This is a genomic window from Ruegeria sp. HU-ET01832 (assembly GCF_040371315.1).
Taxonomy (GTDB): Bacteria; Pseudomonadota; Alphaproteobacteria; order Rhodobacterales; family Rhodobacteraceae; genus Ruegeria; species Ruegeria lacuscaerulensis_A.
The window spans coordinates 677,530-701,550 of sequence record NZ_BAABWL010000002.1; the positions used below are offsets into that span (position 1 = coordinate 677,530).

At 58.6% G+C, this 24,021-nt stretch carries 21 protein-coding genes and 1 tRNA gene; 5 read left to right on the plus strand and 17 right to left on the minus strand.

Annotated elements, in window-relative coordinates:
* Positions 1 to 12: 12 nt before the first annotated feature.
* Positions 13 to 1,275 carry an imelysin family protein gene (locus ABWV79_RS08590; RefSeq protein WP_353391378.1) on the minus strand — a complete coding sequence of 421 codons (1,263 nt, stop codon included), beginning with the start codon at positions 1,273 to 1,275 and terminating at the stop codon, positions 13 to 15.
* 354 nt (positions 1,276 to 1,629) lie between these two features.
* Here ABWV79_RS08590 and ABWV79_RS08595 point away from each other — a divergent pair, with 354 nt between their 5' ends.
* Positions 1,630 to 1,989, plus strand: a complete 360-nt coding sequence (locus ABWV79_RS08595; protein ID WP_353391380.1) for a hypothetical protein — start codon at positions 1,630 to 1,632, stop codon at positions 1,987 to 1,989.
* A 43-nt stretch (positions 1,990 to 2,032) separates the two neighbouring features.
* Here ABWV79_RS08595 and ABWV79_RS08600 read toward each other — a convergent pair whose 3' ends face one another.
* The 5 genes from ABWV79_RS08600 to ABWV79_RS08620 all read right to left on the minus strand — a co-directional run bounded on the left by ABWV79_RS08600 (position 2,033) and on the right by ABWV79_RS08620 (position 7,260).
* Positions 2,033 to 3,037, minus strand: coding sequence for an endonuclease/exonuclease/phosphatase family protein (locus tag ABWV79_RS08600; RefSeq protein WP_502949856.1), 1,005 nt, complete (start codon positions 3,035 to 3,037; stop codon positions 2,033 to 2,035).
* Positions 3,037 to 4,083: a sn-glycerol-3-phosphate ABC transporter ATP-binding protein UgpC gene (ugpC, locus tag ABWV79_RS08605; protein WP_353391383.1), complete on the minus strand. Its 1,047-nt coding sequence runs from the start codon at positions 4,081 to 4,083 to the stop codon at positions 3,037 to 3,039. The genes ABWV79_RS08600 and ugpC overlap by 1 nt, the downstream gene beginning before the upstream one ends.
* A gap of 11 nt (positions 4,084 to 4,094) precedes the next feature.
* Positions 4,095 to 4,988: an ABC transporter permease subunit gene (locus ABWV79_RS08610; protein ID WP_353391385.1), complete on the minus strand. Its 894-nt coding sequence runs from the start codon at positions 4,986 to 4,988 to the stop codon at positions 4,095 to 4,097.
* Between the two features lie 11 nt (positions 4,989 to 4,999).
* Positions 5,000 to 5,881 carry an ABC transporter permease subunit gene (locus ABWV79_RS08615; RefSeq protein WP_170353343.1) on the minus strand — a complete coding sequence of 294 codons (882 nt, stop codon included), beginning with the start codon at positions 5,879 to 5,881 and terminating at the stop codon, positions 5,000 to 5,002.
* 74 nt (positions 5,882 to 5,955) lie between these two features.
* Positions 5,956 to 7,260 (minus strand): extracellular solute-binding protein, encoded by a 1,305-nt coding sequence (locus ABWV79_RS08620; RefSeq protein ID WP_353391386.1) that lies wholly within the window; start codon positions 7,258 to 7,260, stop codon positions 5,956 to 5,958.
* A gap of 218 nt (positions 7,261 to 7,478) precedes the next feature.
* Between ABWV79_RS08620 and ABWV79_RS08625 the strand changes: the two genes are divergently transcribed.
* Complete coding sequence (locus tag ABWV79_RS08625) at positions 7,479 to 8,492, plus strand: LacI family DNA-binding transcriptional regulator (protein ID WP_353391387.1); 1,014 nt, start codon at positions 7,479 to 7,481, stop codon at positions 8,490 to 8,492.
* Positions 8,493 to 8,508: 16 nt separating this feature from the next.
* Here the strand turns inward: ABWV79_RS08625 and ABWV79_RS08630 are convergent.
* The 7 genes from ABWV79_RS08630 to ABWV79_RS08660 form a co-directional block, all read right to left on the minus strand.
* Positions 8,509 to 8,585, minus strand: a tRNA-Met gene (locus ABWV79_RS08630).
* A gap of 84 nt (positions 8,586 to 8,669) precedes the next feature.
* Positions 8,670 to 9,644 (minus strand): alpha/beta fold hydrolase, encoded by a 975-nt coding sequence (locus tag ABWV79_RS08635; RefSeq protein WP_353391388.1) that lies wholly within the window; start codon positions 9,642 to 9,644, stop codon positions 8,670 to 8,672.
* A 1-nt stretch (position 9,645) separates the two neighbouring features.
* Positions 9,646 to 11,118 (minus strand): flavin-containing monooxygenase, encoded by a 1,473-nt coding sequence (locus ABWV79_RS08640; RefSeq protein ID WP_353391390.1) that lies wholly within the window; start codon positions 11,116 to 11,118, stop codon positions 9,646 to 9,648.
* 99 nt (positions 11,119 to 11,217) lie between these two features.
* On the minus strand, positions 11,218 to 13,638 hold the full coding sequence (locus ABWV79_RS08645; RefSeq protein WP_353391392.1) for a GcvT family protein: 2,421 nt from the start codon (positions 13,636 to 13,638) through the stop codon (positions 11,218 to 11,220).
* A gap of 112 nt (positions 13,639 to 13,750) precedes the next feature.
* The gene (locus tag ABWV79_RS08650) at positions 13,751 to 13,990 is read right to left on the minus strand and encodes a hypothetical protein (protein ID WP_353391394.1); all 240 of its coding nucleotides are present in this window, start codon (positions 13,988 to 13,990) and stop codon (positions 13,751 to 13,753) included.
* 53 nt (positions 13,991 to 14,043) lie between these two features.
* Positions 14,044 to 15,198 (minus strand): aromatic ring-hydroxylating oxygenase subunit alpha, encoded by a 1,155-nt coding sequence (locus ABWV79_RS08655; protein WP_353391395.1) that lies wholly within the window; start codon positions 15,196 to 15,198, stop codon positions 14,044 to 14,046.
* Positions 15,199 to 15,298: 100 nt separating this feature from the next.
* The gene (locus tag ABWV79_RS08660; RefSeq protein WP_353391398.1) at positions 15,299 to 16,204 is read right to left on the minus strand and encodes a LysR substrate-binding domain-containing protein; all 906 of its coding nucleotides are present in this window, start codon (positions 16,202 to 16,204) and stop codon (positions 15,299 to 15,301) included.
* 264 nt (positions 16,205 to 16,468) lie between these two features.
* Here ABWV79_RS08660 and ABWV79_RS08665 point away from each other — a divergent pair, with 264 nt between their 5' ends.
* The 3 genes from ABWV79_RS08665 to ABWV79_RS08675 all read left to right on the plus strand — a co-directional run bounded on the left by ABWV79_RS08665 (position 16,469) and on the right by ABWV79_RS08675 (position 19,537).
* Positions 16,469 to 18,016, plus strand: a complete 1,548-nt coding sequence (locus tag ABWV79_RS08665) for a trimethylamine methyltransferase family protein (RefSeq protein WP_353391400.1) — start codon at positions 16,469 to 16,471, stop codon at positions 18,014 to 18,016.
* A 64-nt stretch (positions 18,017 to 18,080) separates the two neighbouring features.
* Entirely contained in the window at positions 18,081 to 18,812 is a 732-nt protein-coding gene (locus ABWV79_RS08670; RefSeq protein ID WP_353391402.1) for an SDR family NAD(P)-dependent oxidoreductase, read from the plus strand.
* Positions 18,809 to 19,537 carry an SDR family NAD(P)-dependent oxidoreductase gene (locus ABWV79_RS08675; RefSeq protein WP_353391404.1) on the plus strand — a complete coding sequence of 243 codons (729 nt, stop codon included), beginning with the start codon at positions 18,809 to 18,811 and terminating at the stop codon, positions 19,535 to 19,537. The genes ABWV79_RS08670 and ABWV79_RS08675 overlap by 4 nt, the downstream gene beginning before the upstream one ends.
* Here ABWV79_RS08675 and ABWV79_RS08680 read toward each other — a convergent pair whose 3' ends face one another.
* From ABWV79_RS08680 to ABWV79_RS08695, 4 genes are read right to left on the minus strand one after another with little or no spacing between them, the layout of a single operon-like run.
* The gene (locus ABWV79_RS08680) at positions 19,538 to 20,878 is read right to left on the minus strand and encodes an NAD(P)/FAD-dependent oxidoreductase (protein ID WP_353391406.1); all 1,341 of its coding nucleotides are present in this window, start codon (positions 20,876 to 20,878) and stop codon (positions 19,538 to 19,540) included.
* Entirely contained in the window at positions 20,875 to 22,371 is a 1,497-nt protein-coding gene (locus ABWV79_RS08685; protein WP_353391408.1) for an aldehyde dehydrogenase, read from the minus strand. Before ABWV79_RS08685 ends, ABWV79_RS08680 begins: the two co-directional genes overlap by 4 nt.
* A 3-nt stretch (positions 22,372 to 22,374) precedes the next feature.
* The gene (locus ABWV79_RS08690) at positions 22,375 to 23,292 is read right to left on the minus strand and encodes a dihydrodipicolinate synthase family protein (protein WP_170751487.1); all 918 of its coding nucleotides are present in this window, start codon (positions 23,290 to 23,292) and stop codon (positions 22,375 to 22,377) included.
* A gap of 7 nt (positions 23,293 to 23,299) precedes the next feature.
* The gene (locus ABWV79_RS08695; RefSeq protein WP_353391410.1) at positions 23,300 to 24,007 is read right to left on the minus strand and encodes a GntR family transcriptional regulator; all 708 of its coding nucleotides are present in this window, start codon (positions 24,005 to 24,007) and stop codon (positions 23,300 to 23,302) included.
* Positions 24,008 to 24,021: the final 14 nt, after the last annotated feature.

Genomic DNA, 24,021 nt, shown 5'->3' on the forward strand with positions numbered 1-24,021 from the left:
TCTCGGCCAAGGTCACTGAAATACTGCGTTCGGGTTATCCAGACTGTCCGAACCTTCGATGCTGATCTGATCCAGCTCCAGCGTCGTAACGATCCGTTCGATTGTTTTGGTCTGGTCGACCAGACCGTTCACGCCGCCCATGATCAAGGCTTCGCCACCTTCGTTGCCGCGTTCCAGCATCTGGTCATAGGCAAAACCGGCTTCAGCAGTCGATTTGATCAGGCCCAATGCCTGCATGGTGTTGGCCAGCTTAACCTTCATCTCGGCGTCCAGCGCCGGGTCGGTCGCGGTGACCAGATCGGACAGTGATGCCCCTGAAATCGGAGTTCCATCGATCCGGGTGTAGCTGCCTAGATAAACGTTCTGGATGCCCAAGCCGTCGTAATAGTGGCTGTTATGGGTGTTGTCAGAAAAACAATCATGCTCTTCTTCAGGATCATTCAGCATCAGGCCAAGACGCATCCGCTCGCCCGCCTGTTCGCCATAAGACAGCGAACCCATACCCGTTAGAATTGCGTTGACACCTGCAGCTTCGTTTTCGGTCAAAGCAACGCGCGCGTCACCACCTTCGGCCCACTGGGTTGCCATCCACTCCAGGTCGCTGACCAACAGGTCGGTGGCTGCGCTTAGGTATTGACCGCGTCGGTCGCAATGTCCGCCGGTGCAGTCGTCACCTTGGGCATAGTCGGTCCACGGACGGTCACCTGCGCCAGCATCATGGCCGTTCAGGTCCTGACCCCACAAAAGAAACTCGATCGCGTGATAGCCAGTGGCCACGTTTGCCTCGATCCCGTCTGCTTCGTGCAGGGTTTCGGCCAGCAATTCAGGTGTGATTTCCGATGCGTCGATTGTTTCGCCCGACAGCGTAAAGCTTGGATTGGCGATGACGTTCAGTGCTGCAAGCTCGTTTTCATCGGACGGCCCGTCGTAGGCGGCATCGACATAGTCGATCAGACCTTCGTCCAGAGGCCACGCGTTCACCTTGCCTTCCCAGTCATCAACAATGGCGTTGCCAAAGCGGTAGACCTCGGTCTGTTGATAGGGAACACGGGCGGCGATCCATGCCGCGCGGGCAGTGTTCAGGGTTGCATCTGACGGGTTGGCAATCAGCGCGTTCACTGCAGATTGCAACGTCTGGGCTGCAATCAGGCTGTCTTCATACTTGGCTTCGGCAATATTGGCGTAAGTGGTCAGAACATCAGTTTTCGCCGGGGCAGCGACCGCAGAAACGGCGCAAAGTGTCAGGGCGCTTGTGGTTGCAATCAATCTGGTCATTGGGGGCAGGTCTTTCATCTCAGAAATTCAGATCCGGCGCCACGAAAGCGTCGGCTGCCTGATAACTGAGTGAATTAGTCGACTATGTCAACCTGAGTTTTACTGTCAGGTATTAGGGTGTGGAGACTTCCCCAAATATAGTGGGCTTCCATCTTCAAGGCCGCACCTGTAGGAGGTACGACCAGTTTAAGTTAAAGTTAGTTGATTGGTTTTTTTGTGCGTAGGATTTGTTTTTCGACTGTTTTCGCGGCACTGTCGTTTTTATTTTTCAGCCAGGCTGGTCCGGCAACAGCGTGGCGCGATAGAGAGCCGAGTGGTGAAGCAGTTCACTCTGGTTCCGGCTTTCTGATATCCATGACAGTCGCCACTTTTGATGTGCTAGGGGACGTCTCCGCCAGTGGGGTTGCAGACGACAACGCGCTGATCGCTCGGGCGATCTCGGAATTGTCAGACCCTTATGGATTTTTGGGCATTCCGGTCGAGGCCGAGTGTTCAGTGACGTCTGCGCGTGTGGTTCTTTCGGGTCACGGGCTAGGTCGCGGGACGTTGGTGGCCGGTGATGTTTTGGATTTGAAGTTCGAAGCGAAATATGAAGTTGCGTGCCAGGATGCAGCCGTGTTGAAGCGATTTGGGGAAACTCTTACCCCTTTTGCCAACACCAAAGGTTTCAACATCCATATGGCAGATGCGGGTCTATCCTTGCAAAGCTCCTGAAGTGCGGAGCCAAGCTGGGCGTCAGGAATTACTTCAGCCCGGCTCAGTCTTTAAAGGTAATGCGACTCCAGACGCAGTCATGATCCGACAGCGGCTTTCCATCTTTTGATATGGACGTCACGATACCTGTCTCTAACGGGGTCAGTTTCCGACCAGCCAGCCAGTCCAGTTTCATCTGACGTTCGGGATGCGGCGTGATAAGGCTGGGGCGTGTGGTGAAACCCGGCGCGGTGAAACCCCAATCATAGCCCTGAGATTCGGCCAATCCGAACAGGGTTTCGTCCCTCCAGTCAAAGGCGGGGGGTATATGATTGCCGGTGTTCAGGTCTCCTCCGATCAGAACGGGCAGACCGGGCGCGAATTCGTCTATAGTTTGCAACAGCTTCTGGAATTGACCGAAACGATGCGCAGCATCGGCATTGCTTTCCAGATGTGTGGACACCAGACATACAAGCCCACGGTCGGTTGGAACCACCGCAGCGATCGCCATGCGACCTCCGATTCTTGGCTGCTCTGGGTCAGCGGCGCCGGAATCGGTGCAGAACCAGTGTCCGTGATCGTCCAGCCGGATCAGCGCCGTACGTTCGAACGGAACCGAGGACAAGATCGCGTTGCCATGCCAACCGAGAGAATTGGTAGCGTCCGTGCAATAGGAGCGTTCGGTTGCTCCGCCCAAGCCAAGCTCGTGAAACTCGACTCCAAAAGCATAGGTCATGCCAAGTGCGCTTGCCATTGCCTCGGTCGTGTGCCGTTGCGCCGTGCGGGCCATGCCGTGGTCCACTTCGGACAACAGAACGACATCAGGAGAAACACTTTGCAGATGCGCGGCCGTCTCTTCCGGAAACAAACAGCGCTCAACGTTCCAGGCGGCGACCGTGAATTGTGACGGCAACTGGTCTGCCTTAGGTGTTCCACCGACCTGGACAGCATTCAATGCCGGAAGATCATCAAGCAAATGGCGGTGTGATTGCGCCGTGCGATCCGCCGACAGGATTGCGGCCCGCTGGTTCGGTGAAACCGCAGGTAGCGTCGCAAGGGTTTGAGTAATCACAGTCGCAGCCCCGTATCCTTGTCGAACAGGCGCAATGCTTCGGGCTTCAACTTGATCCGTGTTTCCCCTGTATGGGCTGTATCTTCTTTACCAATCATGACCGAGAACGGCTGGTCTTCGATCCGCCCATGCAGCAGGCGATGAGCGCCCAATTCCTCAAGGATATCAACATGAAACTTCACCTGGCCTTGGTCGTCCAGCTCTACATCTTCGGGGCGTATTCCCATTGTGATCGGGCCGCTAAACGCCTCAGGGGCGACCATTAACCCGTCATACCCATTTATTTTGACCTGTTTCTGATCGATTTCAGCCCGGATCAGGTTCATCGGTGGTGCCCCCATGAACGAGGCCACAAAGGTCGAGGCGGGGTTGTGATAGATCTCGGACGGAGTGCCGATCTGTTCGATCCGGCCCGCGTTCAGGACGATGATCCGGTCGGCCATCGTCATCGCTTCGACCTGATCATGGGTCACGTAGACGGCTGTGGTGCCAAGGCGGCGTTGCAGGGCCTTAATCTCGATCCGCATCTGGTTGCGCAGTTTAGCATCTAGATTGGACAGCGGCTCGTCAAACAGGAACAGCGCCGGGTCACGCACGACGGCACGGCCCATGGCGACGCGCTGACGTTGGCCGCCCGACAGCTGCGCTGGTTTGCGGTCCAGATACTCGGTCAGATTCAGCATCCGGGCGGCGTCTTCGACCTTGGCTGCGATATCGGCGGCCGGGGTGCCGCGATTCTTGAGGCCATAGCCGATATTCTTGCGCACCGTCATATGCGGATATAGCGCATAGTTCTGGAACACCATCGCGATGTCACGGTCCGCCGGATCCACGTCATTGACCACCCGGTCGCCGATTTTCAGCGTACCTTCTGTGATTTCCTCCAACCCCGCGATCATCCGCAGCAGGGTGGATTTGCCACAGCCCGAGGGGCCGACCAGCACGACAAACTCGCCGTCCTGAATGGTGAAGCTTGTGGTCTGAACCGCCTTAAAGCCGTTGGGATAGACCTTGCGGATGCCCTCTAATGAAACCTGAGCCATGCGCGTATTCCTTATTTATCGGATTCTGTGAGGCCCTTGACGAACCAGTTTTGGAAAAAGACGACGATCGCCACGGGTGGGATCATCGCGACAATGGCCAGCGCCAATGCCTGCCCGTGTTCTGGGATCTGACTATCTGTGTAGGACAGCACGATCTGTTTGATGCCCCGGACCAGGGTGAAAAAGCTCTCATCCGTCGTGATCAGTGTCGGCCACAGATATTGGTTCCAGCCAAAGACAAACATGATGATGAAGATCGCAGCGATCATCGTTCGGCTAAGCGGCACAAGGATATCGACAAAGAACTTCCATGGGCCTGCGCCGTCGATCCGGGCGGCCTCGGCCAGCTCCTCAGGGACGGACATGAAGAACTGACGGAAAAAGAACGTGCCGGTTGCGGATGCGATCAGCGGTACGATCAGACCGGTATAAGTGTTTGTCAGGCCCAGTTTCTGGATCGCCTCGTATGAGGGCAGGATGCGGACTTCAAGCGGCAGCAGAAGCGTGGTGAAGATGACCCAGAAGGCCAGCGTCGCGAACCGCAGACGGAAATAGACGATGGCATAGGCCGCCATCATCGAAATCACGATCTTGCCCACCGCAAAGCCGATGCCAAGGATGAACGAGTTCATCAGCATCAGCGTACCATCCACCGTCTGGGTGAACCCACCCTTTTCGAACATTGCGGCATGGAAGTTCTTGCCCAGATTGTCGCCCAGCGTCAGCTGCAACCCCTCGCGGTGGATCGTCACCGCGTCATGGCTGGCCGTGGTCAGCGCCAGCAGCGGTGGTATCATCATCAGCAAAGCGCCTAGGATCAGGACGGTGTGATCGCCGATCGCGCCCCATTTGATGCGGCGGGGACGATGGGTTTCAGCGGGAGTTTCGAGTGTTGTCTCAGCCATGTCCAAAGCCCTTACGTATAGTGAATCCGGCGTTCCACCAGCCGGAACTGAAACACGGTCAGCAAAAGAACCAGCACCATCAGGATGACCGATTGCGCCGATGATCCGCCCAGGTCGTTGCCTCGAAAGCCGTCCAGATAGACCTTGTAGACCAGCGTCATCGGGTTGTTGCCCGGCTCGCCCTTCATCAATGCATCGATGATGCCGAACGTGTCGAACAGGGCGTAGGTGATGTTGATGATCAGCAAGAAAAATGCGGTGGGGGCCAGCAGCGGGAAGGTTACCTGCCAGAACCGTCCGGTGGCGGATCGGTTGTCGATCATCGCGGCCTCGCGCACCGATCGGGGGATGGATTGCAGGCCCGAGAGGAAGAAGATGAAGTTCACCGGGATCTGCTTCCACACGGCCACGATGACCATGGCGGTTGCAGTTGCGTTGTAGTCCACGCCCAGTTTGAAATCCCACCCGAACATCTGAAAGAACTTGGTCAGCGGTCCGGTGCTTTGATCAAAGAACAAGATACCCATGAAGCCGGCAACGGGCGGCGCGATGGCATAAACCCACATCAGCAGCGTGCGATATGTCTTGGCGCCTCGGATTACCTTGTCTGCCTTCACAGCCAGCAACAGCGCGATGGCCAGAGAGAAGAACGTCACCAGAACCGAGTAGATGATCGTAAATCCGGCGACACGCTTGTACTGGTCGTTGCCCACAAGCGACGTGTAGTTCTCGCCACCCACAAAGGTCGAGCCAAACCCGAAAGGGTCCTGCAGATAGAATGAGGATTGCAGTGCCCAGCCCGCAGGCCAGTAGAAAAAGATGGCGATGATCATTAACTGCGGCAGCAGTAGCGCCACAGGCAGCCAGATATTGTCGAAGCCCGCACGTTTCATTGAGTGGTCCAGTAAGAAAAAGAGCGATGGCCGCGCCGTGACAGCGCGACCATCCCTGGGGGTGATACGGGTGCTTAGCCCTGGGTCTTGGCGAAGCGGGCCAGCAGTTCGTTGGCTTCCTCTTCGATGGTTTTGAACGCGGTTTCCACGTCAGTCTCACCTGTCAGGATACGGCCATATTCACGGTTCATGATGTCGCGGATCTGAACGTAAAAACCCATGCGGTAACCCTTGGTGTTGTCGCCCGCCTTGTCTTGCAGCTGGTTGACGCCAACTTCGGCAGCCGGGTAACGGTCATAGTGGCCGTCTTTCTTGGCAACTTCATAAGCGGCCTCGGTGATCGGCACATAGCCGGTTTCCTGATGCCAGAAATACTGGGTTTCAGGCGCGGTCAGGAAGCGGAAGAATTCGGCCGTGGCTTTGTTCTCCTCGTCCGATTGGCCGGACATGGCAAACAGAGCGGCACCACCGATGAAGGTCTGTGTGGGCTCGGCGGTCACTGCTTCCCAATAGGGCAACTCGGTCGCGCTGAATTCGAACGGCAGATCTTTCTGCAGCAGGCCGCCGAACGAGCCCGAAGAACCCAGCCACATGGCAACTTTGCCTTCCTCGAACGGCTTGGCGTTGTCGCCCCAGCCGGTGCCGTACCATTCGAACAGACCGTCGTCTTTCCACTCGGACACAGCGGTGAAATGCGCTTTGATCGCGTCGTTGTTCACCAAAATCTGCGTGTCGGTGCCGTCATAGCCGTTGTTGTTGGTCGCAAACGGCAGGTTGTGGCGCGACATGAAGTTTTCGGTGAAGATCCAGGGCAGGTGCGACTGGCTTAGCGCGATGTAGCCTGCGTCTTTCAGCGCGGGGGCGGTTGTCGCCTGGAACTCTTCCCAGGTTTTCGGCGGGGTAACGCCTGCCGCTTCCAGCGCGTCCATGTTGTAATACAGGATCGGCGTGGAAGAGTTGAAGGGCATGCCGATCATCTTGCCGTCGCTGTCGGCATAGAAATAACGCACACCGGCGATATAGTCGTTGATGTCGAAGTCGACGCCATTGTTGGCCAGAAGGTCCTGAACCGGGATGGTTGCGCCCTTAGCTCCGATTACGGTCGCGGCACCGGCGTCGAACACCTGCATGACGTTGGGCTGTTCGCCCGCGCGGAAGGCGGCGATACCTGCGGTCAGGGTTTCTTCGTAGCTGCCTTTATAGACCGGAGTGATCTTGTATTCGTCTTGCGAGGCGTTGAAATCCTCGGCCAGTTTATTGACGGTTTCGCCCAGCTGGCCGCCCATGGCGTGCCACCATGTGATCTCGGTTTCGGCAAAGGCCGCGGTCGCGGAAAACGCGACAGCCGCAGCGGTTGCGCAGAATGTCAGGTTGGTCATGTCTCTCTCCGGTTTGGTGGTTCCCGCGCTTGCGGCCAACACACCAGTTCGCGGGGCTGGTGCCCCTTGCAGCATAAAAAAACAGAGCAAACGGGCATGGTCCGCCTGCGAATGCACAGTGTGTGCACACGTGGTCACATACGCGGTTCCTGTGACAGTTCGGTGAAAGATTTATTGCAATATTGACAAATTATATGGAAACGGAGGACAGCTTGTGGGTGGCTGACGACAACAGTAAACCTGCCGAAAGGCCCCGCCGTGTAACGGCGCAAACCGTCGCTGACGCCGCCGGGGTTTCGCGGTCTGCCGTGTCGCGCGCGTTTACTCCGGGCGCGTATCTTGACGCGGGTAAGCGCCGGAAAATTCAAGAAATTGCGACACATATGGGGTATCAACCAAATGCGTTGGCCGCAGGGTTGAAGGGCGGACGCTCGCATCTTGTGGCGGTGTTTATTGGCAATATGCGCAGCGCGTATGACTCGGAATTCGTGCATCGCTTGGTCGGTCGATTGAATGCTTTGAACAAGTGGCCGGTCCTGATTGATGGCGAAGATGATCGGGCCGGCTCCGCCATCGACCAGGTGCTGCGCTACCCGCTGGACGCTTTGATTCTGCGCGGCGGCAGTATGCCTGAGTCGGTAGTGACGCAATGCAGTAAATTCGGCGTCCCAATGATCTCATCAGGGCGCATCGTAGATGCATTAGGCGTAGACAATGTATGCTGCAGAAACGCGCGAGGTATGCAGATAGCGACTCGGGTTTTGGTTGATCGCGGTCGTCAACGATTTGGGTATATCGCGGGCGCAACAGGGTTTGGGTCCTCCGCTGACCGCAAAGCTGGCGTGATGCAAGCGCTGGGGGATGCCGGTCTTTCTTTGGTGGCAGAAGAGGTCGGAGAGTTCACAGTTGAAGCAGGATACCGTGCAGCGATGAGGATGCTTGAAGCCCACCAGCTGGACACGTTGATTTGCGCCAATGACGCAAGCGCCATCGGTGCCCTGACAGCTGCGCGAGAACTTGGCTTGGATGTCCCGGGATCTTTATCGATTGTAGGCTTCGATGACATTGAAATGGCGGGCTGGCCCATGTTTAACCTCAGCACAGTAAACAATCCAATTGACGAGGCTGTCGAGCAGGTGATCTGGCTGCTAGAGCGGCGTCTTTCCGACCCGGCAAAAGAAAGTGAGACAGTGTTGATTGACCCCTTCTTCGTTCCGCGCGGGACACACTGAAACGTGTGGGAAGAAATGGTAGCGGAGGAGGGACTTGAACCCCCGACACGCGGATTATGATTCCGCTGCTCTAACCAACTGAGCTACTCCGCCATGGGTGAGAGGCGATTTAAGCGAGGGGCCCAAGAGGGTCAAGAGGGAAATGGCCCCGGTGCGAGATTCTTTTTTAACCCAGTCTCACGTCGTTCCGGTATCGGAGTTATCCACCTCTACTGCGCTTTTGGCGATGCGACGAATGAAGTCGGCGCAGGTGTCGGGTGCGGTTATCGGGATCATGTGACCCAGCCCCTCAAGCCGCTCTTCGGACAGGCCGAATTGAGCCATCGGGGCGCCATGTGCCTCGGGTGAAAGGATCGCGTCCTGTGCGCCATACAGGATGCCTCCGGGGGTTTTGAGGTCACCGTAGCGGGCCACTTGCCCCTCAAGGCTTTCGTCAATGCCGACAATGTCCTGCGAGGCGGTTATGAATGCCGAAGCGCGCAGGCCTAAAGCCCCACCAGCGCGGTCGAGAAAATCACTAGGTGCCGGTTCGGGATCAAACACCGCGCTAAGTGTATGTGGAGCAGTTTTTGCGGCAATTGGAACGGCAATGGTGTTGCCGATAAAGGTGCGCAGCCATTGGGTGCGGATCTCTAGCGGTTTAAACACAGTGGGCGGCCCGGGCATCACCTGTGTCAGCGGGGCCAGCAGGGCCAATGCTTTTGTTTTTTCAGGATAGTCCAATGCCATGGCCAATGAGACCGCCCCCCCGAGCGAATGCCCAACAAGGATTGCATCAGACACGCCTTTGTTTTCCAGAAACTCCTGTATCATGCGGCCCTGTTCCGGTAGTCGGCCCAGTTCAGCAGTATCGCGGGTTGAGTAGCCGCAGCCGGGGCGGTCCACAGCGAGGACGTGGTAATCATCGGCCAGCAGGTCGACCATCGCATAGGTATAGTGTTGCAGCTGCCCACCGAGGCCATGAATCAGCACAAGCGTCTGTTTGGAAGGGTCGCCTTTTTCGACATAGTGGATATTGCCCCCACGCACAGGAGTGATCTGACCCAGTTGAGGAACACGGACAAGCCCGTCGCGGGTCAGTTTTCGGGTCCAGACATTCATGACCACGAAAAATGCGGCGATCAGAAGGACAAGGATCAGAATTACGTTCATCTCAATTCTCCGCGTGTTGGGAAGGAAGGGGTTGGTAATGTTCTAACCCCGAGCGCGCCAGACGCTTTTCAAATTCGGATACAGTGCCGGGCCATAGCGTGGTGTTGCGGCCTTGTGCGTCCTGATACCATGACGTACATCCGCCCGCCTGCCAAACGCTGTCCGTGTGCCGGTTCTGCATCTCTTGATTGAAGGCTGCCTGTTTTTCGGGGTCGGGCGTTACAACCTGCAGACCGTCGCGCTGCATTTCGTCCAAAACGCGGCCGATATGGCGAACCTGTGCTTCGATCATCAGCACCACAGAATTGTGCCCCAATCCCGTATGGGGCCCAAGCAGAATGAAGAAGTTCGGGAAGCCTGCAATCGCAGTGCCCAGATTGGCTTTCATTCCGTCAGCCCATGCGTCGCGTAGGCTTACACCGTCGTCGCCCGAGATATTCAGGTATTCGACCATATCGGTGACGTGAAATCCGGTGCCCCAGATCAGTATATCGGCCTGCGATTGGGATCCATCCGCAGCCGTGATCTGATCGCCCTCGATTGAGGTCACGCCCTGCGGCACAACAGACACGTTGGAACGCGCAAGAGTTGGATACCAGTCGTTCGAGCTTAGGATACGCTTGCAGCCAATTTGGTAGTTGGGCGTAAGCTTGGCGCGCTCGTCCGGGTCACTGATTGCCTTTTCCATGGCAGAGCGCCACATCTTCATGGCAAAGTTCACAGCGCCTTTTTCTCCGCGAAATACCCGGTGGCGGTATTCGAACACCATGTAGATCAGCTTGCGGCGCAATTTGGGTAATATGGGAACACGCTGATACAGCCTGCGGACCCATGGCGCGATTGGGCCATCCGGGCGCGGCAGAACATATGGGGCGCTGCGTTGGTAGATTGTGACATGCCCCGCCATTTTCGCGATCTCGGGGACGAATTGGACTGCGGAGGCTCCGGTGCCGATCACCGCGATACGTTTACCCGACAAAGAGACGTCGTGATTCCACTGGGCAGAGTGGAAACTTGGCCCCGTAAAACTGTCCGCGCCGGGGATATCGGGAATGCTGGGCACGTGCAGTGCGCCTATGGCGGAAACCAGTATCCGCGACGACCAATGCTGCCCGTCTTCGGTTTCAACCTGCCATTGGGCTCCGTCCCACCGCGCGGATTTAAGCTGTTGATGAAAATGGCACAGATCGTACAAGCTTTCGTCTTGAGCGACTTTACGCAGATAAGCCTGGATTTCCGCCCCGCCTGCGTATGCGCGGCTCCAGTCGGGGTTCAGATGAGTGGCCATTGAATAAAGATGCGAAGGCACATCGCAGGCCACGCCGGGATAGGTGTTTTCACGCCATGTGCCGCCGATATCGCCCGCTTTTTCAAGGATCGCGATATCGGTAATCCCGCGCTTACGGGCCTCAATCGCCATAATCAGCCCCGAGAACCCGGCACCAATTATCAGCATGTCGGTCTTATGTTCCATGCGCCCCTCCCAAAACGATCCAGATGGTATGTGAAGGATATAGGCAGGGCAGGGCGCGTGGATAGGGTCTCGTAGGGTCAGGGGTAGATCACGGTTCGATCAGGCGCGCAGTTTTTCACCTTTTGCATCGAACGGAGGCTCTTGCAGGATGGTGGCCTTGTGCGGGTGGCCCAACACCATCACTTCGACCTCATCACCGGGTTGAGCGTTTTTGACATACCCAAGCGCCAGTGACATGCCGACCGTGTACCCATAGGTGCCCGACGTTACACGACCGATGCCTTCACCGTCTTTGAAGATCGGCTCACCGCCGGTCGCGTCGGCGTTGGACGCGGTCACGTCGGCCTCATCCAGATGCAGCAGGACCAGCTGCTCTCGGGCAGGGTTTTCAAGAACCTTTTGCGCGGCCTCCTTGTTCAGGAAGTCTTTGTCGAACTTGCACAAACGATCCAGCCCAACCTCATGTGGCCAGTATTCGGGGCTGTATTCGCGGCTCCATGACCCATAGCCTTTTTCGACCCGCAGCGACATCAGCGCGCGGCTGCCCACTGGGCCTGCACCGAATTCTTTGCCAGCTGCCAGCAGCGCCTCATAAAGCTGCGCCTGATCTTCGGTCTTGCAGTGCAACTCCCACCCCAAATCACCGGTGAAGGACACGCGAAGGGCCAGAACTTCGACGCCTGCAAGCTCGATCATGACCGAACGCATGAACGGGAAGTCCTCGGTCGCCAGTGACGCGTTGGTCAGGCGCTGTAGGATCTCACGCGATTTCGGACCGGCGACGTTAAAGCCGCACATCGCTTCGGTGTGGCTTTCGAATGTGGTGCCTTCGGGCAGCGGAACCTGCTTGAAGAAGCGTTTGTGATACCGCTCGGCCATGCCCGATCCGATGATCCAGAACTCATCCTCGGCCATGCGGGTGACAGTAAAGTCACCTGCAATGCCACCGCGTTTCGAGATCAGCGGCGTCAAGCAGGACCGGCCAACTGCCTTGGGCATGGTGTTGGCGAAGACTGCATTCAACCAGTCCTCGGCACCCGGCCCTTTGCAGACGTATTTGGCAAAGTTCGAGATATCGATGATACCCGCCCGCTCGCGCAACATCTTGCATTCTTCGCCCACAGGGGCCCACCAGTTCTGGCGGGTAAAGCCGTTGGTATCCACCGTGCCCGGCTCATCCGCGAACCAAAGCGGATGTTCCCAGCCAACATTCAGGCCGAATACCGCACCCATGGCCTTTTGGGTCTCATAGATCGGGCGCACGCGGGCAGGGCGGCCAGCGCCGCGCTCCTCGTTCGGGAAGTGAATCGCAAAGCGGTGGGCGTATTGGTCCTGCACCTTGGCTTTGGTGAATTCCTTTGTAGCCCATGTGTCGAACCGGGCCATATCCCAGGCGAACATGTCGTATTGGGTTTCGCCTTCGATGATCCACTGTGCCGCCATCAAGCCCATGCCACCGGATTGAGAAAAGCCGGGTATGATGCCGTTGCAGCAGAAATAACCGTCCACCTCGGGCACCGGCCCCATCAAGACATTCGAATCCGGCGACCAGATCATCGGGCCGTTGATGACACGCTTGATCCCGGCCTCACCTACGGCAGGCAGGCGCTCGATGGCGTTCATCATGTTCTCTTCGATCCGCTCCAGATCGTCCGGGAACAGGTCATGGGCAAAATCCAGCGGCGTGCCGTCTTCGGCCCAGAATTTCATGTCTTTCTCATAAGCACCGACCAGCAGGCCGTTGCCCTCTTGCCGCAGATAATATTCTCCATCCCGATCACTGACCGAGGGCAGGCGGGTGCCATGCGCCTGCACATCTGCCATTGCCTCGGTCACGAAATACTGGTGTTCGGTGGGCTGCAGAGGCAGCTCGATTCCCGCCAGCCGCGCCACTTCGCGGCCCCACAGACCGGCGGCATTCACAACCCAGGGCGTTTTGATGTCACCTTTGGGGGTGCGCACGATCCAGCTGCCATCCTCTTGCTGATCGGTCGCTGTGACGGGGGTAAAGCGATGGATCTCGGCCCCGCGCTGGCGCGCGCCCACCGCATAGGCATTGGTCACGCCCGACGGGTCCACATTGCCGCCATCGGGTTCGAACATCACGCAGCGGATGCCGTCATAGTTGACCAGAGGGTTCAGGCGTTGGGCCTCTTCAATGCTTATCTCATAGAAATTCATGTCATATAGCTTGGCCTTGGCCGCCTGCAGGCGAAGCTGATGCTCGCGCTCTTGGGTCTGCGCCAGATAGAGCGAGCCGGGCTGGAACACGCCGCAGCTTTGGCCGGTCTCGGCCTCAAGCTCTTTGTACAGGGTCATGGTATAGTGCTGAATGCGGCTGATATTGGTGCTGTCATGCAGCCCGTGGATGTTCGCCGCCGCGTGCCAAGTTGAGCCCGAAGTCAACTCGTCCCGTTCCAGCAGCACCACATCTGACCACCCCAATTTGGTCAGATGATACAGGATAGAACACCCGATCACCCCGCCGCCAATTACCACCGCCTGTGCATTCGTTTTCATGAGCCTGCCATATCCAAGTTGGGTTCTTCGCGCTTTGTGTCACCAAGGGTGTTGCGCGGACAACGGACATAAATTTCAAGTTGAGTTGAGCGAGTTTAACCTGACGCTAATCTCAGAATTCCAACCGATGAGCGCGCCCGTAGGCGGCCAGTCGCGCGTTCAGGGTCTTTGCCTCAGGCGCGCCGGATTCCAGAGCGAACACAAAGGCATGGGTCAGATAGAAACAGGCCGCGTCGATATCCTGCACCGCTTCGCGTTCGTCTGCGGCAATCGTATAATAGCGAATGAGGGCGCCATGATCGTTGTGATCATGGGCCTCAAGCAGCAGGCGATCCAGATCGGTCTTGTCCATCGGGTCTCCGTCAGGGCCGATCAGCAAAGCAAAAAGCCGACTAGCCCGCTATCTTACTCTGCGCGACCGTTTTCGATCTGCGAGGCAACCCAATGGTGGAAGTTATGGGTCGGACCGTCCATCGCGGGCGAAAAACGACCTCCGTCGAACAACACTCCGTGGCGGCCTTTCTGCATCCCTTCGACTACAAAGACGTCTTCTTCGAATACGGTCTTCCACAGCTGCGCATTCGAGGCGCGCAAGCCGTCGTGCTGTGGTGTCTCGTCGATGCTTTTCGCATAGTAGAGCTCGATGTGTTCGACCGTGTTTTCCTGGTCGACCGGCTCCAGCACAATTGCGAAGGCGTGGTCTCGCTGCACGCCCAGCAGGACATTCGGGTACAGCGCCACATATTCCGCGCCCTCATTCCATTTGTCGCTCAGGCCGTCAAAATCATCAAAGGTAGCGCCGTCTTGGTCGGTCAGCTGTCGATAGACCAATGTGCCCTGACCCGAGTAATGCCCGCGCTCTTCGATATTGTAATGGTCTTCCAACCGGGAATAGCTGTTCAGGCCGGGGTGGACCCAAGGCAGGTGATAGCTTTCGCAATAGTTTTCGACTGCCAGCTTCCAGTTGGTCTTGACCTCAAGCTTGAACGAAGAGGTCTCGCCACCGTGATGCACCGGTTTGTCGAACTCTTTCCAACGGTCCATTAGCGCGGCGTGGGCGTTCTCGAATGCGGGGGCGTTGCCGTCCACGTTTACAAAAATCACGTCGCGCCAGACATACGAGCGGACCCGGACAAGACCCAGATCTTTGCGGTCAACATCCTTGTGTGTGTTGTGGCCGGGGCCGCCCACATGAGGGGTCGCGCGTAGCTCGCCTTTCAGGCTGTAGCACCAGCTGTGGTAGGGGCAGCGGATCGCGCCGCCGATCTTGCGGGGGGTGTCGACCAGTATCATGCCCCTGTGGCGACATGTATTCTGAAATACACCGATTTCACCATCCCGGTCGCGCACGATCAACAGGGGCATGCCCAGAAAATCGACCGGTTTGGCATCGCCTTCCTCGGGAACGTCCTTGCCGAACCCGATCCCTGACCAGTTCGCATATAAGACGGACTTGCGTTCCTCGGCAAAGACGACCGGGTCGATGTAATGCTCGTTCGGCAGACCGTTGGCCACATTCAGATCGGCCAGAACCGAGGACAGCGGGCTATATTTGTTCATCGGGCTCTCCTGAGGGTATTGCTGGATGCGTTTCATCCGTTTTGGCGGAAGGGCCTGCCTTTTCTCAATATCAGAAAACCTCATCACTGGGTGACTTCACCTAAACCGAACCATCCCGTACCTCTTGAAGGATCCAGTTTTTCAACGCGCGCGCGCTTTCAGACAGTTCGTCATCCGGCCGCCCTACAAGGTAGAATTGGTTAGGCGCGGTCAGGTGATGCGGCCCAAGGGTCACCAGTTTTCCCGATTGCAGCATGGGTTGAATAAGGCGCTGCCAACCAAGCACCAGGCCCGCCCCTTTGCGCGCCAGCTGCAACGCTACCGAATAGCTGTTCACGCGGGATACGATCGGGATTTTACCGGGGTAGCCAAGCTGCTGGAACCATTCGGGCCACGTGGTCCAACTGCGGTCATCCGATTCAAGATGAATCAGGCGCTGCGCGGCAAGCTGTTCCAGATCGGCGCCGGTCAGTTGCCGGGCCAGTTCAGGGCTTGCCACGGGGGTCAAGTGGTCGCGAAACAATGGTGTATGCGATAGGCTCGGGTCACTATCGCGACCATAGCGAACGAAAAAGTCGATATCCGGCCGGTCACGGAATGGTCTGTCCTGCGCGATTTGATCCACGTTGACCTCGGGCATCTCGCGCCAGAATCGGATCACAGCCGGCGACAGCCACAGGGCTGCTACGGCGGTCGTGGATCCGACAGTGACCTTACCCACCGACACGCGACCACGAATTGTGGCCAGAGTCTTTGAGATGTTGGAAAACGAAGATGACAGTGCCTCGAACAAGGCTTTTCCGTCTTCTGTCAGTTCAACCCCGCGATGCTTGCGTTGAAAAAGGGCCGTTTCCAAATCGCCTTCCAACGCCTTGATCTGGTGGCTGACAGCGCCGGGCGTCACCGATAACTCTTCGGCCGCATTCTTGAAACTCAGATGCCGCGCGGCGGCCTCGAACGCGGCAAGCGTTGTCAGCGGGGGTAGGTTGTAGTGACGTCTGGACATGATTGCAGGGACCTTGGGCAGTGCATTCGCATGAGTTTAGTTCATGTCAATATCGGGGTATCCGTGCAAGAAAACCAGTGTTCTCAGGTTTTTTGAAAGCGATTGGACAAAGCGATCAACCGGCTTGCGGCCCCGCACGGACGCCCGGGGTGACGGTATTCAAAGCAGGCATCTGTGTCGTTTCCTGCAAACAGGTTTCGCAATCAGTGACGTAGGACGCCTCCGAATCCCTCAATCTGGACCACAAGATCGGAGGACTGCCCAATGAACATTCGCACCGCAACCCGCGCCGGAGGCCGTCAGGCCCGCCGCGCCCTGCGCACCGCGCCGAACTTTGACATGCTGCCTGGCCTGACCCGAGGCATTCCTTTGTGCGAAGTTATGGATGGTGCGCAAGTAGACCGTATCGATGCGGCCTCGATGGACATTCTGGAAAATGTGGGTGTTCAGTTTCGAGACCCTATCGCGTTAGAGGATTGGAAACGGGTTGGGGCCAAGGTCGAAGGAGAGCTGGTCTATCTGGACCGCGGGTTGGTGCGTCAGCTGATTTCCTCGATCCCAAGCGATTTCACCTATCACGCGCGCGATCCGCAAAAGAATGTGCGCTTGGGCGGACCGCATTCGATCTTTGTGCCGATGACCGGGGCGCCGTTTTTGCGCGATCTCGATGACGTGCGCCGCAATCCGACGCTGGATGACCTGGCGATGTTTCATAAGCTGTCGCATATGCTGCCAGCGTTGCATTCCAGCGCGCACCACATTGTCGAACCCTATGACCACCCGATCAGCCAGCGCCATCTGCGGATCACCTATTCGTCGATGAAACATTCCGACAAGACTTTCATGGGCATGACCACCAGCCCCAAAAACGCCGAGGACGTGATGGAGATGTGCGCCATTCTGTTCGGCCAAGACTATCTTGAGGATCACCCCGTCACGACCGGTAATTGCAACGGCAACTCGCCACTGGTCTGGGATGAGACGATGCTGGGCGCGATGCGGGCGTTTTGCCGTCGCAATCAGCCGGTTCTGTGTTCGCCCTTCGTCTTGGGCGGCGCAAACACGCCTGCCAGCGTTCCGGCCACGGTGGCGCAGCTGAACGCCGAGGCGCTGAGCGCGCTGGCCTATACGCAGGTCATTCGCAAGGGCGCACCCGCGATCTACGGGCATTACCTGTCAACCGTTTCGATGAAATCCGGCGCGCCGATGGCGGGCACACCCGAGATCAGCCTGATGAATTTCATGATCGGCCAGATGGCGCGGCACTACGGGGTGCCGTGGCGGACCTCGAACACATTGGGCGGGGCCAAGACCTTTGACGCGCAGGCCGGATACGAATCCGCCACTACCTTGCAGGCGGTGATCCATGCGGGGGCCAACTATATCTGGCATTCGGCGGGGTGGAATGAGGCCGGGATGCACTGTTCCGTGGCCAAGTTCATCGTCGATGCCGAACAATGCGCGATGGCCTATCGTATGGCCGAGGGGCCGAAGTGGGGTGATTTCGATCAGGCTTTGGCGGCTGTGCCGGATGTTGGCCCCGGCGGGCATTACCTCGGCCATCCACACACGCAGGACAATTTTCAAAGCGCCTTTTTCATGCCCGAACTGTTCGACAACAACTCGATCGAGCAGTGGCAGGCCGAAGGCAGCATCGAGGTTACGGAACGCGCCCTGAATCGCGCCAAAACTCTGCTGGACGAATATCAGGAACCGAAACTGGACGAGGCGAAGGATGAGGCCCTGTTGGACTATATCGCCCGGCGCGAACGCGAAATCCCGGCCGCTGACGAGTTGAATCAAAGCTACTGAAATCATCTCCCCCGAAACTTGCCCGCCCGTCCCATCGGACGGGCTTTTTCAAACCAGAGGTACTATGGACCTGACAGGAAAAACTGCCCTTGTGACCGGGGCCGCAGGCGGGATCGGAGCCGCCATCGTGCAACGCTTGCGCGCCGCCGGGGCACAGGTTGCCGTGGCTGACCGCGACGTGGCCGGGATCGCTGCCGACGCCCACTTGCCCGGAGACCTGCTTGACGCATCTTATGCCGACACGCTGCCGCACGCCGCCTCGGATGCGCTGGGCGGGTTGGACATCGTGATCAATAACGCAGGTGTCATCACGCGCGGGGCCGTGACCGAGACGACGGACCCGGACTGGGTGCTGTCGCTGGGCGTGAATGTCGAGGCCCCGTTCCGCATCTGCCGCGCCGCCATCCCGATCATGACTGCAGCGGGGGGCGGTGCCATCGTGAACACTGCGTCTTGCTGGGGTTTGCGCCCCGGCCCGAACCACGCTGTCTATTGTATGACCAAGGCCGCCATTGCCTCGCTGACGCAATGTATGGGGATGGATCATGCTCATCAGGGTATCCGCATCAACGCGGTTTGTCCGAATGAGGTGAACACGCCGATGTTGCGCTCGGGCTTTGAAAAACGCGGTTTCGATCCCGACAGCGCCGTTGCCGAGTTGGGCCAAACCGTCCCGCTGGGCCGCATCGCCGAGCCCGAGGACATTGCGGATGTGGTGATGTTTCTGGTCTCGGATGCGGCGCGATATATCTGCGGGGCCTTATTGGAAGTGAACGGAGGCAAACCCGTCGCATGACCCGTTTTGAAGGAAAAACCGCCTTGGTGACAGGCGGGCGCAGCGGGATCGGGCGCGCCATTGCCCAGCGTTTGCTGGATGAGGGCGCGCAGGTGTTCACCGCGCAGCGCGGCGCGGATGCCAATGGGCTCGAGGCCGATTTCAGCGACCCGAACAGCCCGCAAGCCGTGGTCGATCAGGTCGTCGACAGGGCAGGGCGGCTGGATATCCTGATCAACAACGCAGGCATGATGCAGGAGGCCCAGGTTGATGAAATGAGCCTTGAGGATTGGCAGCGCACTCTGACCGTCAATCTGACCGCGCCGTTTCTGCTGATCAAAGCCGCGCTGCCGCATTTGCGAAAGGAAGGGGGCAGCATCGTCAATATCGGCTCGATCGAGGGTTTGGGCAGCAATCCTGGCCACGCCGCCTATTGCGCCTCAAAGGCCGGGCTGCATGGTTTGACCCGCGCCGTTGCCGTGGATCACGGGGCCGAGGGCATTCGCTGCAATGCCGTTGCACCCGGTTGGATCGACACGGAACTGAACGTGGATTTCATCGCCTCGATGCCGGACCCCGAGGGGTTTTCCGAGGATATCAAACGCATCCATCCCGTCGCACGCACTGGCCAACCCGCCGAGGTTGCGGCGTTGGTCGCGTTTCTGGCGTCGGACGAGGCCAGCTTCATCACCGGCCAGATCTATACGGTTGACGGTGGGCGTATGGCGAAGCTGAGCTTGCCGTAATCACTCTTTCCGTGCCTTCCATTCTTTCCACCGCAACACCGCATTCGCGCCCAGTTCTCGGAAGGGTTGAGGCGGCAGGCGTTTCGGGGGCTGTTCCGCCTCAAAATGACGGGTGATGTCCGAGCTGTGTCCGCAGGCCCGTTCGGCTGCCGCAATCCCGGTAAGCGTCCCGCGCGCGGTGCCTAGCCCATTCTGGACGCAGCCGGAATAGACACCGGGTTCAATCTCGCGCGCGACGGATACACCGTTGAGGCTCAGGCACAGATGACCAGCCCATTGGTATTGCATTTGCAGACCCGCCAACTGCGGAAACCGCTGATCGAACTTGCCTTGCATGACGCGGGCGGCCCGGTTTAGATCGCGCGCTTTCGCCGCCATACCGGGGCGCAGCGCGGCGCAGGTGCGGGTAACGATCCGGTTGCCGCCCTGACCGCTATCAATCCTACGCATCGTGGTTCCCATCGGGTCGGACGGGGTCACACCCCAGCGTGACTGCCCGCCGATATGGGACATCTGCTCGGCGTCCAACTCGGGCGTCATGGCGGCAAAGAGGAACAGTTGCATCAGCCGGTCGGTCTCGATCCCGAAGCTTTCCAGATGCCCGTTCACCGTCAGGATCACCGTGCCTGTGCCGACCGACCCTTGCGCCGTTTGAACTTGCCACGCGTTGTCTTGTTTCTGAAACCCCGTGACAGCCGAGTTTTCAAACACCGCGACCCCATGTTCGACCAGCCCCGCTGCCAAGCCGCGCACATAGCCCGCCGGTTGCAGCATCACCGTCCCCGGCGTGTAAAGTCCCGAGCGATAGTGGCGAGACCCGGTCAACTCATGCATCTGCTGTGGGTCCAGCATTTCACTGGTCTCGCCGAGACTGGCCAGATGTTGCGCGTAGCTTTCGTTATGAGCGTGACCGGCTGCGCTGACCGCGCCATTCACCTTTCCCGCCGGGTCGAAATAGTTCGGGTCGATCTGGTATTGCGCAACGGCCTCACGGGCAAAGGCGATGGCCTGCCGGTTCAGCGCGATCATCGCCCGGTCATCGCCCACTCCCGCATAATCATCCGAGGCCAGATCATGCGGCAGGTCGATCATAAAGCCCGAGTTCCGCCCCGCAGCCCCCTCGGCGACACGTCCGGCCTCCAGCGCCACGATCTTGGCGTCGGGCTGCAATTGGGTCATCCGCCGCGCCGCAGACAATCCGGCAAACCCCGCGCCAATGATGGTGAAATCGGCGGTAATTTTGGTGTCCAGTTCCCGCGCGGGCGGGGGATCGCCAAGAAGGACGCTCCACGCCGCAGGCCCACGGTGCCGGGGCAGGGTGCGGGCGGTGTAGCTGCTCAATCCACCGCCTCATCCGCGTCATCGGCCAGATCAATCCAGATGGTTTTGAGCTGGGTGTATTGATCATGCGCGTGAACGGAATTATCGCGCCCGCCAAAGCCTGATTGCTTGTAGCCGCCGAAGGGCGTGGTTATGTCACCCTCGCCAAAGCTGTTCACCGTGACCGTGCCCGCCCGGATCGCCCGCGCGCCGCGAATGGCGCGTTTGACATTGGCCGTGAAGATCGAGGCGCACAGGCCGTACTCGGTGTCATTGGCGATCTTGATGGCCTCATCGAAACCGGACACCTCGATCACCGACAGCACCGGGCCAAAGATCTCTTCGCGCGCCAGCACCGCGTCGTTGCCGGGCACCTCGACCACCGTGGCCTCGACAAACCCGTCCTTGGCAGTGCCGCCGATCACGACATTCTCGGCCTGTTCCAGATAGCCGCAGACCTTGGTGAAATGCCCCTCGCTGACCAGCGCGCCCATGCGGGTTTCCGGGTTCAGAGGTTCGCCGATATTCCACTGTTTTGCGTGATGGGCGATGCGTTCCAGCAACTCGGCCTTCACGTCCTTATGCACGATCAACCGCGACGAGGCCGAGCAGTTCTCGCCCATATTCCAGAACGCGCCATTGACGATATGCGCGGCAACACGGTCGAGGTTTTCGGCATCGTCCATCACGATGGCGGGGTTCTTGCCGCCCATCTCAAGCACCACCTCTTTGGCATTGCTTTCCGCCGAATAGGTCAGGAACCGCTTGCCGGTGACAGTGGAGCCGGTGAAAGACACCATGTCGATATCCATATGCCGCCCGATGGGCTCGCCCACCTCGGTCCCGCCACCGGGCACGATGTTCAGCACACCGCGCGGCACCCCGGCTTCCTTCGCCAGTTCGGCCAGCCGCAGGGCGGTCAGCGTTGTTTCAGCTGCCGGTTTCACCACCACCGAACAACCCGCCGCCAGAGCAGGCCCGATCTTCCACGTCAGCATCAGCAAAGGGAAGTTCCAGGGCAGTACCAGACCCACGACGCCAATCGGCTCACGCACCACCATGGCGATGTGATCGTCGCTGGCGGGCGAGACCTGATCGTAGATCTTGTCGATCGCCTCGGCGTGCCATTTCAGGCAGTGAATGGTCTCGGGCACGTCCACGGTTTCGCAGTCGTAGATGGTCTTGCCGCTGTCGATGCTCTCCATCACCGCCAGCTCGCGGGCATTGCGCGTCATGAGCTTGCAAAGACGGATCAGCACGTCCTTGCGTTCGGACGGGTGGAGTTTCGACCAACGGCCATCATCAAACGCCTCGCGCGCCTTTTCGACGGCAAAATCCACATCCGCCGCACCACAGGCGGCGATATCTGTCAGTTTCGCGCCTGTTGCGGGGTTCACCGTCGCAAACGTCTGGCCCGAGATCGCGGGGCGATAGCCGCCGTCGATGAACGCCCCTGTGGGCAGGTCCAGCCCCGCAGCGATGGATGTGTATTCGTCCTGTGTCAGCAGTTCCATGCTTTATCCCTCCGCCACGATGTCAGCGATTGTCTTTTTCAAAACGCGCGTCACCTGTTCCAGCGCGCGCTTGTCATCCTTGTTCAACCCTTTCAGCGGAGGCCGCATCCCCCCCGCATCAATCCCGTTCATTGTGACGCCGTGCTTGATTGTCTGGATGAACTTGCCGCCCTGTTCCAGCACCCGCATCAGGGGCATCATCGCTGACATTATCCGGCGACCTTTGGCGAAATCGCCTTCGACCACGCAGGCTTGATACAGAGCCACATGCTCGGCAGGCAGAAAATTCGATCCGCCGCAGACCCAGAAGGGCGCACCCCAGGCGAAGAATTCCAGTGCCTGGTCATCCATGCCGCAGCCCAGCTGGATATGAGGGTAGTCGCGCGCCAGCAGATGAACCCGGTTGATATCGCCCGAGCTTTCCTTGATGCCGCAGAAGTTGCGGCTACGGCCCACGCGGTCAAGGAACTCCTCTCCCATCATCGTACCGGTGCGGTGTGGATAGTTATACAGCATGACGGGCAGGTCGGCGGCCTTGTCTATGGCCAGCGCGTTCAGCGCGTTTTCCCGGTCAGTGGGCACCGCATAGGGCGGGCTGGCCAGCAGGATCGCGTCCGCGCCGATCTCTCGCGCGCCCGAGGCCAACGCAATCGAATCCGCTGTCAACATCGCGCCGGTGCCGACCACCAAGGGCAGACGGCCCTTCAACTGCTGATGCGTGAAACGCGCCAGTTCAAGCCGTTCTTCGACCGTTTGGGCATAGTTCTCACCCGTTGATCCGCCCGAGATCAGTCCATGCACGCCATGGTTGATCAGAAACTCGATCACCTGCGCCAGAGCATCCCAATTCACGGACCCATCGGCGTGGTAGGGCGTGACTACGGGGGTATAGATCCCCTCAAACTTGAAAATCGGGTTCATTGCGTCCTCATGCAGGTTTCGACAGGGGCGCGCCCATGGGCACATCCAGCGCGTCAGGCATCACGAACAGCTCAATCTGATCGCGTGACAGGTTCCAGTGGTCTTCGGCCAGCTGCGCAGCAGCCGCCTCATCGCCCGCCTCGATGGCGGCGATGATGGCGTCGTGCTGGGTGCTGGCCTGGGACAGGTTTTCAGTCATTTTGGCGGTCTGTGGCCGATAGAACGTCATCCCGATCCGGGCGTGATCAATCAAAAGCCGATTGAACGAGGGCAACAGGTAGACATTTCCCGACATCTCGCCGGTCACGTCATGGAACCGATTGTTGGCCAGCGCGCGGTCCTCGGCGGACCCAGCACGCAAGGCGGCCTTGAATGCCTGCTGAGCATCTTTCAGTGCGTCGATCTGCGCGCGCGTGGCGTTCTGCGCGGCCAACCGCAGGATGGCACCGTAAACCATCGGTGCGGCCAGAAAGAAATCGCGTAGGGTGGTATATGACATCTCGGACACGCGCGCAGACCGGTTGGTGCGCAGGTCCAGATAACCCTCACCGGCCAGTTGTCGGAACACCTCGCGCAGGGGCGTGCGGGACAGGCCGAACGCATCAGACAGATGTGCCTCATCCAGATCGGTTCCAGGCTGCAGGCGCAGGGTCAAAATACCGACCTTCAGATGTTCGGTCAGGTCCGCTTTGCGGGATTTGCTGTCGTCTTTCACCTGGTCCGCTCCAT

Excerpts from the sequence above, each read along its gene's own strand:
- ABWV79_RS08590 (WP_353391378.1), bottom strand. The coding sequence starts at position 1,275 with ATGACCAGATTGATTGCAACCACAAGCGCCCTGACACTTTGCGCCGTT.
- ABWV79_RS08595 (WP_353391380.1), top strand. The coding sequence starts at position 1,630 with ATGACAGTCGCCACTTTTGATGTGCTAGGGGACGTCTCCGCCAGTGGG.
- ugpC (WP_353391383.1), bottom strand. The coding sequence starts at position 4,083 with ATGGCTCAGGTTTCATTAGAGGGCATCCGCAAGGTCTATCCCAACGGC.
- ABWV79_RS08610 (WP_353391385.1), bottom strand. The coding sequence starts at position 4,988 with ATGGCTGAGACAACACTCGAAACTCCCGCTGAAACCCATCGTCCCCGC.
- ABWV79_RS08615 (WP_170353343.1), bottom strand. The coding sequence starts at position 5,881 with ATGAAACGTGCGGGCTTCGACAATATCTGGCTGCCTGTGGCGCTACTG.
- ABWV79_RS08620 (WP_353391386.1), bottom strand. The coding sequence starts at position 7,260 with ATGACCAACCTGACATTCTGCGCAACCGCTGCGGCTGTCGCGTTTTCC.
- ABWV79_RS08635 (WP_353391388.1), bottom strand. The coding sequence starts at position 9,644 with ATGAACGTAATTCTGATCCTTGTCCTTCTGATCGCCGCATTTTTCGTG.
- ABWV79_RS08640 (WP_353391390.1), bottom strand. The coding sequence starts at position 11,118 with ATGGAACATAAGACCGACATGCTGATAATTGGTGCCGGGTTCTCGGGG.
- ABWV79_RS08645 (WP_353391392.1), bottom strand. The coding sequence starts at position 13,638 with ATGAAAACGAATGCACAGGCGGTGGTAATTGGCGGCGGGGTGATCGGG.
- ABWV79_RS08650 (WP_353391394.1), bottom strand. The coding sequence starts at position 13,990 with ATGGACAAGACCGATCTGGATCGCCTGCTGCTTGAGGCCCATGATCAC.
- ABWV79_RS08655 (WP_353391395.1), bottom strand. The coding sequence starts at position 15,198 with ATGAACAAATATAGCCCGCTGTCCTCGGTTCTGGCCGATCTGAATGTG.
- ABWV79_RS08660 (WP_353391398.1), bottom strand. The coding sequence starts at position 16,204 with ATGTCCAGACGTCACTACAACCTACCCCCGCTGACAACGCTTGCCGCG.
- ABWV79_RS08665 (WP_353391400.1), top strand. The coding sequence starts at position 16,469 with ATGAACATTCGCACCGCAACCCGCGCCGGAGGCCGTCAGGCCCGCCGC.
- ABWV79_RS08670 (WP_353391402.1), top strand. The coding sequence starts at position 18,081 with ATGGACCTGACAGGAAAAACTGCCCTTGTGACCGGGGCCGCAGGCGGG.
- ABWV79_RS08675 (WP_353391404.1), top strand. The coding sequence starts at position 18,809 with ATGACCCGTTTTGAAGGAAAAACCGCCTTGGTGACAGGCGGGCGCAGC.
- ABWV79_RS08685 (WP_353391408.1), bottom strand. The coding sequence starts at position 22,371 with ATGGAACTGCTGACACAGGACGAATACACATCCATCGCTGCGGGGCTG.
- ABWV79_RS08690 (WP_170751487.1), bottom strand. The coding sequence starts at position 23,292 with ATGAACCCGATTTTCAAGTTTGAGGGGATCTATACCCCCGTAGTCACG.